Source organism: Nitrobacter sp. MLSD-S21, assembly GCF_058809865.1.
Window position 1 is genome coordinate 344,770 of record NZ_JBXASZ010000003.1, and the last position, 11,704, is coordinate 356,473.

General features: G+C 62.6%; 12 protein-coding genes. 4 read left to right on the forward strand and 8 right to left on the reverse strand.

Features of this window, described 5'->3' with window-relative positions; genetic code table 11:
* The first annotated feature begins 19 nt into the window (after window positions 1-19).
* Complete coding sequence (locus tag AC1RT6_RS11620) at window positions 20-466, forward strand: nucleoside deaminase (RefSeq protein ID WP_079447575.1); 447 nt, start codon at window positions 20-22, stop codon at window positions 464-466.
* A 13-nt stretch (window positions 467-479) separates the two neighbouring features.
* Here AC1RT6_RS11620 and purD read toward each other — a convergent pair whose 3' ends face one another.
* A complete protein-coding gene (purD, locus tag AC1RT6_RS11625) occupies window positions 480-1,757 on the reverse strand; it encodes a phosphoribosylamine--glycine ligase (RefSeq protein WP_079447576.1) in 1,278 nt (425 codons plus the stop codon).
* Between the two features lie 81 nt (window positions 1,758-1,838).
* Here purD and xseA point away from each other — a divergent pair, with 81 nt between their 5' ends.
* A complete protein-coding gene (xseA, locus tag AC1RT6_RS11630; protein WP_079447693.1) occupies window positions 1,839-3,461 on the forward strand; it encodes an exodeoxyribonuclease VII large subunit in 1,623 nt (540 codons plus the stop codon).
* 141 nt (window positions 3,462-3,602) lie between these two features.
* Window positions 3,603-3,830 (forward strand): DUF2093 domain-containing protein, encoded by a 228-nt coding sequence (locus AC1RT6_RS11635; protein WP_079447577.1) that lies wholly within the window; start codon window positions 3,603-3,605, stop codon window positions 3,828-3,830.
* A 100-nt stretch (window positions 3,831-3,930) separates the two neighbouring features.
* Here the strand turns inward: AC1RT6_RS11635 and lpxK are convergent, their stop codons facing one another.
* The 6 genes from lpxK to AC1RT6_RS11665 form a co-directional block, all read right to left on the reverse strand.
* Entirely contained in the window at window positions 3,931-4,938 is a 1,008-nt protein-coding gene (gene lpxK, locus AC1RT6_RS11640) for a tetraacyldisaccharide 4'-kinase (RefSeq protein ID WP_079447578.1), read from the reverse strand.
* Window positions 4,931-6,256: a 3-deoxy-D-manno-octulosonic acid transferase gene (locus AC1RT6_RS11645; protein ID WP_079447579.1), complete on the reverse strand. Its 1,326-nt coding sequence runs from the start codon at window positions 6,254-6,256 to the stop codon at window positions 4,931-4,933. The genes lpxK and AC1RT6_RS11645 overlap by 8 nt, the downstream gene beginning before the upstream one ends.
* Window positions 6,257-6,488: 232 nt before the next feature.
* Complete coding sequence (locus AC1RT6_RS11650) at window positions 6,489-7,223, reverse strand: lysophospholipid acyltransferase family protein (RefSeq protein WP_079447580.1); 735 nt, start codon at window positions 7,221-7,223, stop codon at window positions 6,489-6,491.
* The gene (locus AC1RT6_RS11655) at window positions 7,220-7,471 is read right to left on the reverse strand and encodes a DUF4170 domain-containing protein (RefSeq protein WP_079447581.1); all 252 of its coding nucleotides are present in this window, start codon (window positions 7,469-7,471) and stop codon (window positions 7,220-7,222) included. The genes AC1RT6_RS11650 and AC1RT6_RS11655 overlap by 4 nt, the downstream gene beginning before the upstream one ends.
* 61 nt (window positions 7,472-7,532) lie before the next feature.
* Window positions 7,533-8,363 carry a 3'(2'),5'-bisphosphate nucleotidase CysQ gene (locus tag AC1RT6_RS11660; protein WP_244553518.1) on the reverse strand — a complete coding sequence of 277 codons (831 nt, stop codon included), beginning with the start codon at window positions 8,361-8,363 and terminating at the stop codon, window positions 7,533-7,535.
* Between the two features lie 135 nt (window positions 8,364-8,498).
* Window positions 8,499-9,887, reverse strand: a complete 1,389-nt coding sequence (locus AC1RT6_RS11665; RefSeq protein ID WP_079447582.1) for a TldD/PmbA family protein — start codon at window positions 9,885-9,887, stop codon at window positions 8,499-8,501.
* Window positions 9,888-10,171: 284 nt separating this feature from the next.
* Here AC1RT6_RS11665 and AC1RT6_RS11670 point away from each other — a divergent pair, with 284 nt between their 5' ends.
* Entirely contained in the window at window positions 10,172-10,693 is a 522-nt protein-coding gene (locus tag AC1RT6_RS11670) for a DUF6101 family protein (RefSeq protein ID WP_079447583.1), read from the forward strand.
* 80 nt (window positions 10,694-10,773) lie between these two features.
* Here the strand turns inward: AC1RT6_RS11670 and ubiA are convergent, their stop codons facing one another.
* Window positions 10,774-11,697 (reverse strand): 4-hydroxybenzoate octaprenyltransferase, encoded by a 924-nt coding sequence (gene ubiA, locus AC1RT6_RS11675; protein WP_079447584.1) that lies wholly within the window; start codon window positions 11,695-11,697, stop codon window positions 10,774-10,776.
* Window positions 11,698-11,704 lie beyond the last annotated feature (7 nt).

An 11,704-nucleotide genomic window follows, 5' to 3' on the forward strand; every position in this document is an offset into this window, starting at 1 on the left:
TCGCGGCGGGATACGAGGCATGACCGCACCATCTTTCATGGACATGGCGCTCGGAGCCGCCGAAAAGGCGGGCAAAGCAGGGGAAGTGCCGATCGGCTGCGTGATCGTGCGGGGAAATGAAGTCATTGCATCGGCAGGAAACCGCACCCTGATCGATCGCGACCCCACCGCCCATGCCGAAGTTCTGGCCCTCCGGGCCGCCGCGCGCATTCTCGGCAGCGAACGACTGACGGACTGCGATCTCTATGTGACGCTGGAACCCTGCACGATGTGCGCGGCGGCGATCTCGTTCGCGCGGATTCGGCGACTCTATTACGGCGCAGGAGACCCCAAAGGCGGCGCGGTGGAGTCCGGCGTGCGATTCTTTGCCGCGCCGACCTGCCATCATCGGCCGGAGGTGTATCCGTCCGTCGGCGAAAACCAGGCGGCGGCGCTGCTGCGGGATTTCTTCAAGGCGCGGCGGTAAAGATTCGCATCTATCAGCCCCTCTCCCGCGCCACCGCCCGAAGGCCGATGTCACGGCGGCAGAAACCCTCAGGCCATTTGATGCGATCGACCGCCTCATAAGCGTGGGCTTGCGCCTCCGCGACGGTCTTGCCTGACGCGCAGACGTTCAGGACGCGACCGCCACCCGCGAGAATCTGCCCGTCCTCTTCCCTGGTTCCTGCATGAAAAATCTCCACGCCCTCAACCTTGGCGGCATCGTCGAGTCCCTCAATGCGCGTCCCCTTCGCGTAATTGCCGGGATAACCCTTCGCCGCCATCACCACCGTCAATGCCGGATCGGGAAACCAGCGCAGATCGAAATGCTTCAACTGTCCGTCACAGACCGCGAATAGCGCCGGCACGATGTCCGACATCATCCGCAGCATCAGCACCTGGCATTCCGGATCGCCGAAACGGACGTTGTACTCGATCAGTTTCGGTCCCTGTTCCGTGATCATCAGGCCGGCAAACAGCACGCCCTTGAAAGGCGCGCCTTTTTCCCGCATGGCGCGCAATGTTGGAACGATGATCTCATCCATGGTGCGGCGGCACATCTCGGTGGTCATCACGGGCGCCGGCGAATAAGCGCCCATCCCGCCGGTGTTCGGCCCTTGGTCGCCATCGAACGCACGCTTGTGGTCCTGCGCCGTCGCCAGCGCCAGCGCGTGTTCGCCGTCGCACAGCGCGAAGAACGAAGCCTCCTCGCCACGCAGGAACTCCTCGACCACGATCTGAGCGCCGGCGGCGCCGAAGCCGCCCTCGAACATCATGTCGACCGCCGCCAGCGCCTCGTCCAGCGTCGTCGCGACCACGACACCCTTGCCGGCTGCAAGCCCGTCGGCCTTGATGACGACCGGTGCGCCCTGCGCGTGGATATAGCTCTTCGCCGCCGCGGCATCGTCGAAGCGTCCATAGGCCGCTGTCGGAATGCTGTTGGCGTTGCAGATATCCTTGGTGAAGCCCTTCGAGCTTTCGAGCTGCGCGGCGGCTTTGCAGGGGCCGAACCCCTTGATGCCCGCAGTCGCGAGATCGTCGACAATACCTGCGGCGAGTGGCGCTTCCGGACCGACCACCACCAGATCAACCTTGTTGGTCTTGCAGAACGCGATCACCGCGGCATGGTCCGCGATATCGAGCACCACGCATTCGGCCTCGCGCGCGATCCCGGCATTCCCCGGCGCGCACCAGAGTTTCGTCAGCAGCGGCGAACCGGCGATTTTCCAGGCCAGCGCATGTTCGCGGCCGCCGGAACCAAGCAGAAGAATGTTCATGAACGACCGCCGATCCAGCCTTTCGTGTGGTTTCCAAGCGGTTTAGCATGGTAATGCGGACGAGCAACAGAAGTGAGCCTGATGCCCGCAAACCCAGCACAGCTTTTGGCGAACTCGCCGGAATATACCGTCTCCGAGTTGTCCTCGGCGCTGAAACGCACCGTGGAGGACACTTACGGCCATGTGCGGGTTCGCGGTGAGATATCCGGCTTTCGCGGGCCGCACGCTTCGGGCCATTGCTATTTCGCGCTGAAGGACGAAAGCGCCAAGATCGAGGCGGTGATCTGGAAAGGTGTCCACGGCCGAATGCGGTTCAAGCCGCAGGAGGGTCTAGAAGTCATCGCCACCGGCAAGCTGACCACCTATCCGGGCTCGTCGAAATACCAGATCGTGATCGAGGCGATCGAGCCTGCCGGAATCGGCGCGCTGATGGCGCTGATGGAGGAGCGCAAGAAGAAGCTCGCGGCGGAAGGACTATTCGATGAAGCCCGCAAGCAGTTGCTTCCCTGGCTGCCTGAGGTCATTGGGGTGGTGACCTCCCCGACCGGCGCAGTGATCCGCGACATCCTGCATCGACTGGAGGATCGTTTTCCTCGCCGGGTGCTGGTATGGCCGGTGCGGGTGCAGGGCGAAGGCTCGGCGGAACAGATTGCCGCCGCCATCGACGGATTCAATGCGCTGCCGGACGGCGGACACATTCCGCGCCCCGATCTCCTGATCGTCGCGCGCGGCGGCGGCTCGCTCGAAGACCTCTGGTCGTTCAACGAGGAAATCGTGGTCCGCGCCGCAGCCGGCAGCATGATCCCGCTGATCTCGGCGGTGGGTCACGAGACCGACGTGACGCTGATCGACTTCGCCGCCGATCAGCGGGCGCCAACACCGACTGCGGCCGCCGAAATGGCAGTGCCGGTCCGGTCTGATCTGGTGGTCGAAGTCTCTAGCCTCGCGGCCCGCGCCCTCGTCGCGTGGAAACGAGGTCACGACGACCGGCGGACCGAATTGCGCTCCGCCGCCCGCGCGCTACCAGGGGCGAGCGAGCTGCTCGCCATTCCCCGCCAGAAGGTTGACAGCGCCGCGGCAGCGCTACCGCGCGCCTTGCGCGCAAGCACGAACGTGCATCATCGCCGCTTCACGCGGATTTCCGGCGGACTCACGCTGCGCGTGCTGCGCTCTCAGGTGGCCCACGCAAAACAATCCGTCGCCGCAACCAGCGCGAGGCTCTCACACTGCACGCAGGTCGGGCTGCGTCACCGCCGCGACCGCTTCGCGGGACTGGCCGTCCGGCTCAGGACGTCAAGATTCGCCAACGCCCAAGCGCAGCGCGATCGGATCACGCGCGACGACGAGCGCACCCAGCGGCTTTTCGAGCGCGCGCGACGAGCGCTCGTCACCTTGCTACAGCAGCATGAGACGCGCATGACGCATTCGGCCAAGTTGCTGGCGGCGGTCTCCTATCGGGGCGTGCTCGCGCGGGGCTTCGTGCTGGTTCGCGACGACGCCGGACGCGCCCTGCGGTCCGCAGCGGCGGTCGGTTCCGGCGCACGACTCACGCTGGAATTCGCTGACGGACAGGTGAACGCAACCTCCGACGTCAATCGAACCGCAGCGACATCATCCAGCCCAGGGTCGAGCCCCAAGAGCCAGCCCAGACCGGCATCCAGCAGGCGCGCAACCAAGCCTGCCGATCAAGGAAATCTTTTCTAAAAGGATCATTCGCCAAATTGAAGCGTGAGCGCCGGCAGCAGGCTGGTGTATGTTGCCGCATGGTCCAATATGCTACTGATGGGACCGAACTCCGAAAGGCGGCCGGATAGCAATGAAATATTGTGATCCTGGAGAGAAGCAGTGCTGAATAAATTTGGCCAATCCAGTCAGAGCGAAGCGCGTGTGCAGTATCTCGATGGCGATTTCCGGGTGATTTCGCCGGGAACCTACGTCCGTTGCGCTGTCACCGACGCTCGCATTCCACTCGACGAGCTAAAATACTGGAGTGTCGACCTGCAGGAAGCCTACGCTCTCCCGAGCGCAGTCTTGCAGCGCCATTACCCGGGCGCATTCAAGACGTCCTCATAACCATAGAACCCGCTTCTGATGGAATCAGTAGCGGACTCTATGATTTGCGTTCGACGCGTTTTCTTCACGCGAACCGGTATCCGCTTCGCTCGAAAACGCCCTATCGCCGCGCACGGTTGAGCCTGTCGGTCAGAAACGACCGCAACAACGGTTCATCGTCAAAGGCAAGCCTGACTGCGAAGGGTACGACGGTCTGCGCGAACGCGGCCAGACTTTCACTATTGCGCAGCCGCGCCAGATCTTTTTCCGTCGTCACCAACGTTAAACCATCCTGCTCGCCAGCGGCTTGTAGCTCGGCTACGTCGCGTTGCGAAAACGGATAATGATCCGCGAACGCACGCTCTGTCACCACATCGACGCCGCAGGCCCGCAGACTGCGGAAGAACCGCGAGGGATCGCCGATTCCAGCAAAGGCTAGGACACGTCTGCCGCGAAGGGCCGCAATCGAAGCGTCATCCGGAACAACCCGTGCCCGAAATACAGGTCCTCCCCGCACCTTCACACGTGCTGCAACTTCGTCCGCGGCGGCACCAATGCCGACGATCACCAGCGCATCGGTGCGGGCCAGTTGGGGCGGCAGCGGCGCCCGCAGCGGTCCGGCCGGAAAAACCTGGCCGTTACCGAGGCCGCGATCGCCATCGATCACGATCAGCGAGATATCCTTCGCGAGCGCCGGGTTCTGAAAGCCATCGTCCATCAAGATCACGCTGGCCGCCAACGCGCGGGCCGGCGCGACGCCCGCCCTCCGTTGCCGTGACACGATCACAGGGATCGTCCGTGCCATCATCAACGGCTCATCGCCGACATCGGCAGCCGCATGTCGGTGCGGATCGACGTGCACCGGGCCGTGCAGCCGTCCGCCATAGCCGCGGCTGAGCACCACCGGCGTTTCACCGAGCGAGCGGAGAATGCCAGCCAGCGCCATCACGGTCGGCGTCTTGCCCGCGCCGCCGACATGATAGTTTCCGACACAGATCACCGGCACCCCCGCGCGCAGACCCGTCCGTGTCAGCCGCCCCGCGGCGATCGCGCCGTAAAGCGCGCCAACAGGCATGAGCAACCGCGAAAGCAATGATGATTGCCTGTGCCAAAAGGCCGGCTCACGCATCGGCCGCCCGTCGTTCAAATTGCAACTGCAGAAGATATGGCTCGAGCGCGGTCAGCGTGCGATCCAGCGCCCCGCCGAGCCTTTCCACCACCTGAGTCGCGGCCGCCGCCGCGGCATCGCGGGCCGCGGAATCGTTGAGAAGGTAGCCAAACTGCTTCGTCAGCGCATCGCCGTCGTCAACCCGCCATGCGCCACCCGCGCGGTCGAGCGCGTAATAAACATCTGGGAAGTTGAAGACGTGCGGCCCATGCACAATGGATGCATTGAGCTTGACTGCCTCAATCGGATTCTGCCCGCCATGCGGCACCAGCGACCCCCCCATGAAAACGATTGGCGCCAGCCGGTAGAACAATCCCAGTTCGCCGATGGTATCGGCGATATAGATGTCCGTTCTCGCCGTCGGCAATTGTTCCAGCGAGCGCCGCGTCCCTTGCGCGCCGGACGCCACCACCATCCGGGCGATGGCCTCGCCCCGATCCGGGTGGCGTGGAACGATCACCGTCAGCAGCGATGGAAAATGATTGGCCAACGTTCGATGCGCGGTGAGCAGCATCTCTTCCTCGCCCGGATGGGTCGAGGCCGCCACCACCACCGGACGGCCGCGGGTGACGAACAGCAGTCGTTCCAGCTTGGCGTCGTCGGCCGGAGGCGCCTGTACGTCGAGCTTGAGATTGCCGGTGATGACGACGTTGCGCGCCCCGAGTGTTGTGAAACGCTCCGCGTCGATTTCGGACTGGACCAAGCAGATATCGAACCGGCTCAACAGCGCAGCGATTGTTCGGGACGCCCGCCGCCAGCGCGGGAACGAGCGGCGCGACATCCGCCCGTTGATCAGCACAATCGGTATATGGCGCCTAGCACCAGCCAGAATCAGATTGGGCCACAAGTCTGATTCGATAAAGAGCGCAAGGCCGGGTTGCCAATGATCGAGAAAACGCTCCACGAAGCGGGGCGAGTCGTAGGGGATATACTGGTGAATGATATCCGGCGGGAACCGCTTCGCGGCGACGGCCGCCGACGTGACCGTGCCCGACGTGACCAAAATGCCCATTCCGAGCGCGCGCAGCCGCTCAATCAACGCCGCTGCCGCCAGCACTTCGCCAACGCTGGCCCCGTGGATCCAGACCAGCGGGCCTCCGGGGCGGGGCTGTCGGGCGATGCCACGACGCTCATTGATGCGCGCCGGGTCTTCCTTGCCCTGTTTCAAACGCCGCTTCAGAAGAATGGGCGTCAGCGGCCCGGCAGCGGCGGACAGTCTGCGATAGAAGCGCAGCGTCGCCGGCAGGCTGGTACCCGCTTTCCGAAGTTCGTGAGACATCACAACACCCCCTTAACGAACCTCGGAAAGCAAAGGGTACCAGCAACTTTATGATTCTAGTACCGCTTTCGATTTGAAATTCCCGAAGATGACCCCGCTGCAAGGGGTGCAGGAATTTCAAATCGGCGGTACTAGATTCTGATTCAACTGTGTTGAACCAGAATCTAACCCTACCCCTTTGATTGAGCATGATCTCATCCGAAAACCGGATTCCACTTTTCGGGATCATGCTCTAGGCATGACCCGCCTCGTATTCGGGACCAGCCTCGAGTTCGGGCCGGCCGACTTTCGTGTAAGCGCGTCGCGTCGCATCGTTCAATGTCGCCTCCAGCCGCACCCTCAGCATCTCCATCATCTGCGCATCGGCGTCGGCAGGAACCGCAATCGGCTCCCCGCCAACCAAGGCGCCGCGTCCGAACGGCAGGTTAATCGTCGTGCGATCCCAGTTATTCAGGCGGATGAAGCGGCTCGTCGCCATTGCAAATGGCATGATGGTCCGCCCCGATTCACGCGCCAGCATGATAATGCCCAGACCGGCGATCCGCGAGCGCTTCGGCACATCGGCGGTCAGGGCCATGTTGTAGCCCTCCTCCAGTGCACGGACCATTTCCTTGAAGGCGCCGACGCCACCCTTGCGATTGAATGCGGAGCCGTGGTCGCCGGAGCCGCGAATGGTCTCAATCCCCAGCTTCTCCGCGGCGAGCGCGTTAAACTCGCCGTCGCGGTGACGCGAAATCAGAACTTTGCCGCGATGCTCCGCCCGCTTGATGAACGGCGTCATAAAATGCTGTCCATGCCAGAACGCGAGGATCACCGGCATCTGCGGCTCGACTATGTCGTAAACATCCTCGGGATCATAGCTGAACCTGTTGGTTCGCCAAACCAGCCATAAAAAGCCCGCGGCCAGAAGGCCTGCGAACTGCTGAAACCCGCGGGAGCGCAGCAAATTGCGAAGCAGTTTTCTCAATGGGCGGGCTTCGTATCTTGACCAGGATCGAGCAGCCGATGGAGGTGCACGATGAAATACCGCATGTGGGCGTTATCAACCGTCTGCTGCGCCTTCGCCTTCCAGACGGCATGGGCCGATGCGTAGTTCGGATAAAGGCCGACGATCTCGACCTCGTCGAGGTCCTTGAAGGTCGTATGCGCGAGATCGGTCAGTTCGCCTCCGATCACGAGATGGAGCAACTGCTGGGGCGGACTGTCTGGCTGCATTGCCCGTTGTCCTACTATGTCGCCGGCCGTCAGGCAAATACCATCAAAGTCAGCAGCCAACCTATGCCAGCGGACGATCCCGAACATGCGCGAGAATGCGCGCGTGGCGAGAATGGCCAGCCGCGACCAACACGCCGTGCGTCACCTCGGCACGATTATAGAGGATCGGCTCGCCCCCGAGCGAGGTCATTTTACCATTCGCCTCATTCACGATCAAATCGGCCGCGGCGAGATCCCAATCGTGGCTCTGGCCGCCGGCAAACGCCGCGTCGATTCTGCCGTTCGCCACGCGGCATAGTCGTAACGCCAGCGAACTGACCCTCGGACAAAGGGCGGCATCGTTCGGCCGCAGGTCCAGTTTTTCCAGAAGCGGCTTCGGCCCTGCGATTCTTGAAAAATCCAGATCGTCGCCGTGGGTCGCCCCGACCGGAAGACCGTTGCAGGTCGTGCCCTGCCCGCGCTCAGCAAGAAAAAACTCGTCCGTAGCCGGCGCGAACACAGCCGCGAGCAGCGGCGAGACATTCTCCACCAGAGCGACGCTGACGCACCATTCGTCATGGCCGGCGAGATAGCCGCGCGTGCCGTCGATCGGATCGACGATCCACACCCTCCTCTTGCCGAGCCGCAAGAGATCGTCGGCGCTTTCCTCGGACAACCAGCCGTAATCCGGAAGCGCGCGCAGCTTGCTGGCAATAAGATCATTAACGGCGATGTCCGCTTCCGAAACCGGGGACGACACTCCCTTGGTCCAGGTTCGCAGCTGGGTGCGGCGCATCGCAAGCGCCAGCAATCCCGCCTCGCGCACCGTTTCGATCAGTAAGGCGCGGTCCCGCGCTAAAATGTCGGCGCGGCCGTCGGCGCTAGTGGAGTGGATTTGACACTCGCTACTCACCTGAACCGCAATCTCCCGATACGAATGTCAAATTCAGAACCCTGCTCGAACCTTATAATTTCTAGCGGTTCTCTGACTCCAACATTCGCAAGAACGCTCACTGAAACGCGATGCGAATGTTTAGAATCGGACCCCTTAGAGCCCACCAACAGTCAACCCTTCGATGCGGACGGTCGGTGCGTTGGTGCCGTAGCGAAACGCGAGATCGTTGGCAGGTGTCAGCGATTTGAACATCTCGATCAGATGCCCGGCAATGGTGATCTCACTGACTGGATAGGTGATCTCGCCGTTCTCGATCCAGAATCCGGAAGCGCCGCGACTATAGTCGCCGGTCACGCCGTTGACGCCGGAGCCGATCAGGTCGGTAACGTAGAAACCCTGTTCGACGTCCGCGATCAATTCGCGCGGCGTCAGTTCTCCCGCCTCAAGATGCAGGTTATACGATCCCGGCGATGGCGACGATGAAACGCCACGGTGGGCGTGACCGGTCGTGGTTAGTCCAAGCTCCCGCGCGGTCGCTGAATCCAATAGCCATGACGTCAAAACGCCGTCGTCGATCACCGCGAGCTTCTTGGTCGCGACCCCTTCGGCGTCGAAGGATTGCGAGCGCAAACCACGCATCCGCAATGGATCGTCGACGATCCGGATTCCTTTCGCGAACAACTGCTGGCCAAGCCGATCTTTCAGGAAACTGGTCTTGCGCGCGATCGCCGCACCATTGGCAGCGCTCACGACATGGCCGACCAGCGAGCCCGCGACGCGAGGATCGAACACCACCGGCACCTTGCAGGTCGCAACCTTGCGCGGATTGGCGCGCGCTACCGCGCGTTCGCCCGCGCTGCGGCCGATGCTGGCCGGAGACATGAGATCAGATCCATGAAGTGCGGAACTGAAATCGTAATCGCGTTCCATGCCGGTGCCGTCGCCGACGATCGCCATCATCGAGATGCCCTGGCTCGAACGCAGATAGCTTCCGTGGAAACCGGTGCTCGTCACCAATACCATGCCGCTGATGCCGGTGGACGCCGACGCGCCGCCGGATTTGGTCACGCCCTTGACCGCAAGACCTGCCGCCTCAGCTTCGACCGCTCGGCGTTCGAGTTCCGCCGTCGACGGCATCACACGATCGAGCAGATCGAGATCGGGGAAATTTTGTGCCAGCAATGACGGGTCGGCGAGTCCGACATAGCGATCCTCGGGCGCGACGCGCGCCATCGCGACAGCGCGTTCGGCGAGCTTCGCAACATTATCGCCGCCGACATCGTTGGTCGAGACGGTGGCCTGCCGCCTGCCAACCAGCACACGCAGTCCAACGTCATCACCCTCCGACCGCTCCGATTCCTCGACGCGGCCGTCGCGAACCTCGACACCTTGTGAGACGCCCCGCACGGCAACCGCATCCGCATCATCAGCGCCTGCGCGCTTCGCCGCCTCGACCAGTCGCCCGGCGAGTTCACTGAGGGCGGATTGATCGAACAGCTCGGATACGACGGATTCCGTCGATGAATTTGGTGAAGATATCACGAATAAAATCCCGGGTCTTCGACAAGACCGGCGCGCAAGCGGGTCCGTCATGAGATGTGCTTATTCTACGCGGACTTCAAGCATTCAATGAAGCGGGTATTAAAGATTATCCGCGCCCCGGCAAGAACCCGTCAAGCATGTCGGCCAACGGTCTGTCAATCATGCGCGCGAATGGTAGGCGGGCTATTTTCGATTAACCAGCCTTTTTAAGCAAATCCGGACCGCGCTCTGGCAAGCTCTCGCCCATCGACCGGAAACATAATTCCGGCGGGGAGAGTGAAGCCGTGAGGCGTCAAACAGCAACAGGCGGGATCAATCCCGCTGGGTCGAGCCGTAGCCTGCGGCTCGACCCTCTTTCACTGCCTGTCAGTTTCGCCGCGCGCGACAGCCGAGCCGACGGCGGCATCCGGCAGATCGAACTTCATCGCGAGTGCGTGACGCTGCACCGCGCGGTGCGCGGCATGAAAATGACAATCAGCGTACGCGTCAGCGAATTCATCGGCGTCACCGTGCGCGAGACTGCCGACGGTCGAGCGCTCGTGCTGCTTCACCGCGATCCGTCGCTTGTCATTCCCCTTCTTGTGACCGAGGACGCCGATGAACGTGCCGTAGCGTGGCAAGCCTGGAGCGAGATCCTCGCGCTTCCTCAGCTTGCCGACGACAGGCGCGATCCTGCGCCACGTCGGCGACGGAGCAATACCATCAGCGGGCGACGCCCGACCTTCCTGATGCGGCGGCGCGGCGGTGATCTGCTCAACCCCGCAGCAATCTATCGGGGCGAACGCGAGATCATCGCGCGACACTAAACGTTCGAGAAAGCATCCTCGGCTGTTCGTTCTATTCGTTCACTGCAGGGCGTTAGAACCGCTTCGGGATCATGTCCCGGCTATAGCCACGCGCTGGCCAGCAACCCTGCAAACAACAACAGTCCTGCATCGCGGTTGGACTTGAAAATCCACAGGCAGAGCCGGGAGTCGCCGATCTCGATCCGGGCGATCTGCCAGGCGAGATGCGCGGCAAAGGCCGTAAGGCCGATCCATGCCGGCCACCGCGCGCCCCCGAGATGCACGGCAACGCCGATCAGGACGACGGCCAGCCCGTAGAAGATCGCCAGCGCTAAGCGCGTGCGCTCACCAAACAGCAGTGCGGTGGACTTGATACCTATGAACGCGTCGTCGTCTGCGTCCTGATGTGCATAGATCGTGTCATAGCCGATCACCCATGCGACCGTCCCCGCATACAGCGCCAGCGCGGCCGCATCGATGCGGCCCAGCACAACTGCGAATCCCATCAGTGCGCCCCAGGAGAACGCGAGGCCGAGTACGACCTGCGGCCAATAGGTAATGCGCTTCATGAAAGGATAGGCCGCAACAATGAGGAGCGAGGCAATTCCCGTTGCAATGGCAAAGTGGTTGAACTGCAGCAGCACCACCAGCCCGACCAGCGCCTGCACAACGAGAAACACGAGCGCCTGTGTCACCGTAACCTGTCCCGCCGGAATAGGGCGCGACTGCGTACGCTCCACGCGCGCATCGAGATCGCGGTCAGTAATATCGTTCCAGGTGCAGCCAGCGCCGCGCATCGCAAACGCGCCGATGAGAAACAGCGCGATCGTGAGAGGAAGCTGGCTCACATCACGGGCGAGGTGCGAAGCCAGCGCCGTCGACCATAGGCACGGTATCAACAGCAGCCACGACCCGATCGGACGGTCCAGCCGCGACAGCCTGAGATAGGGGCGCGCCCACAGCGGCGCGCGGCTATCGACCCAATTGCCGACCGAGTCCGCGACGCGCGCAGCCGCATCGCTCATCAAAATC

What these genes read in the sequence shown, in the direction of transcription:
- AC1RT6_RS11620 (WP_079447575.1), top strand. Translation starts at nt 20, where the DNA reads ATGACCGCACCATCTTTCATGGACATGGCGCTCGGAGCCGCCGAAAAG.
- purD (WP_079447576.1), bottom strand. Translation starts at nt 1,757, where the DNA reads ATGAACATTCTTCTGCTTGGTTCCGGCGGCCGCGAACATGCGCTGGCC.
- xseA (WP_079447693.1), top strand. Translation starts at nt 1,839, where the DNA reads ATGCCCGCAAACCCAGCACAGCTTTTGGCGAACTCGCCGGAATATACC.
- lpxK (WP_079447578.1), bottom strand. Translation starts at nt 4,938, where the DNA reads ATGCGTGAGCCGGCCTTTTGGCACAGGCAATCATCATTGCTTTCGCGG.
- AC1RT6_RS11645 (WP_079447579.1), bottom strand. Translation starts at nt 6,256, where the DNA reads ATGTCTCACGAACTTCGGAAAGCGGGTACCAGCCTGCCGGCGACGCTG.
- AC1RT6_RS11655 (WP_079447581.1), bottom strand. Translation starts at nt 7,471, where the DNA reads ATGCAGCCAGACAGTCCGCCCCAGCAGTTGCTCCATCTCGTGATCGGA.
- ubiA (WP_079447584.1), bottom strand. Translation starts at nt 11,697, where the DNA reads ATGAGCGATGCGGCTGCGCGCGTCGCGGACTCGGTCGGCAATTGGGTC.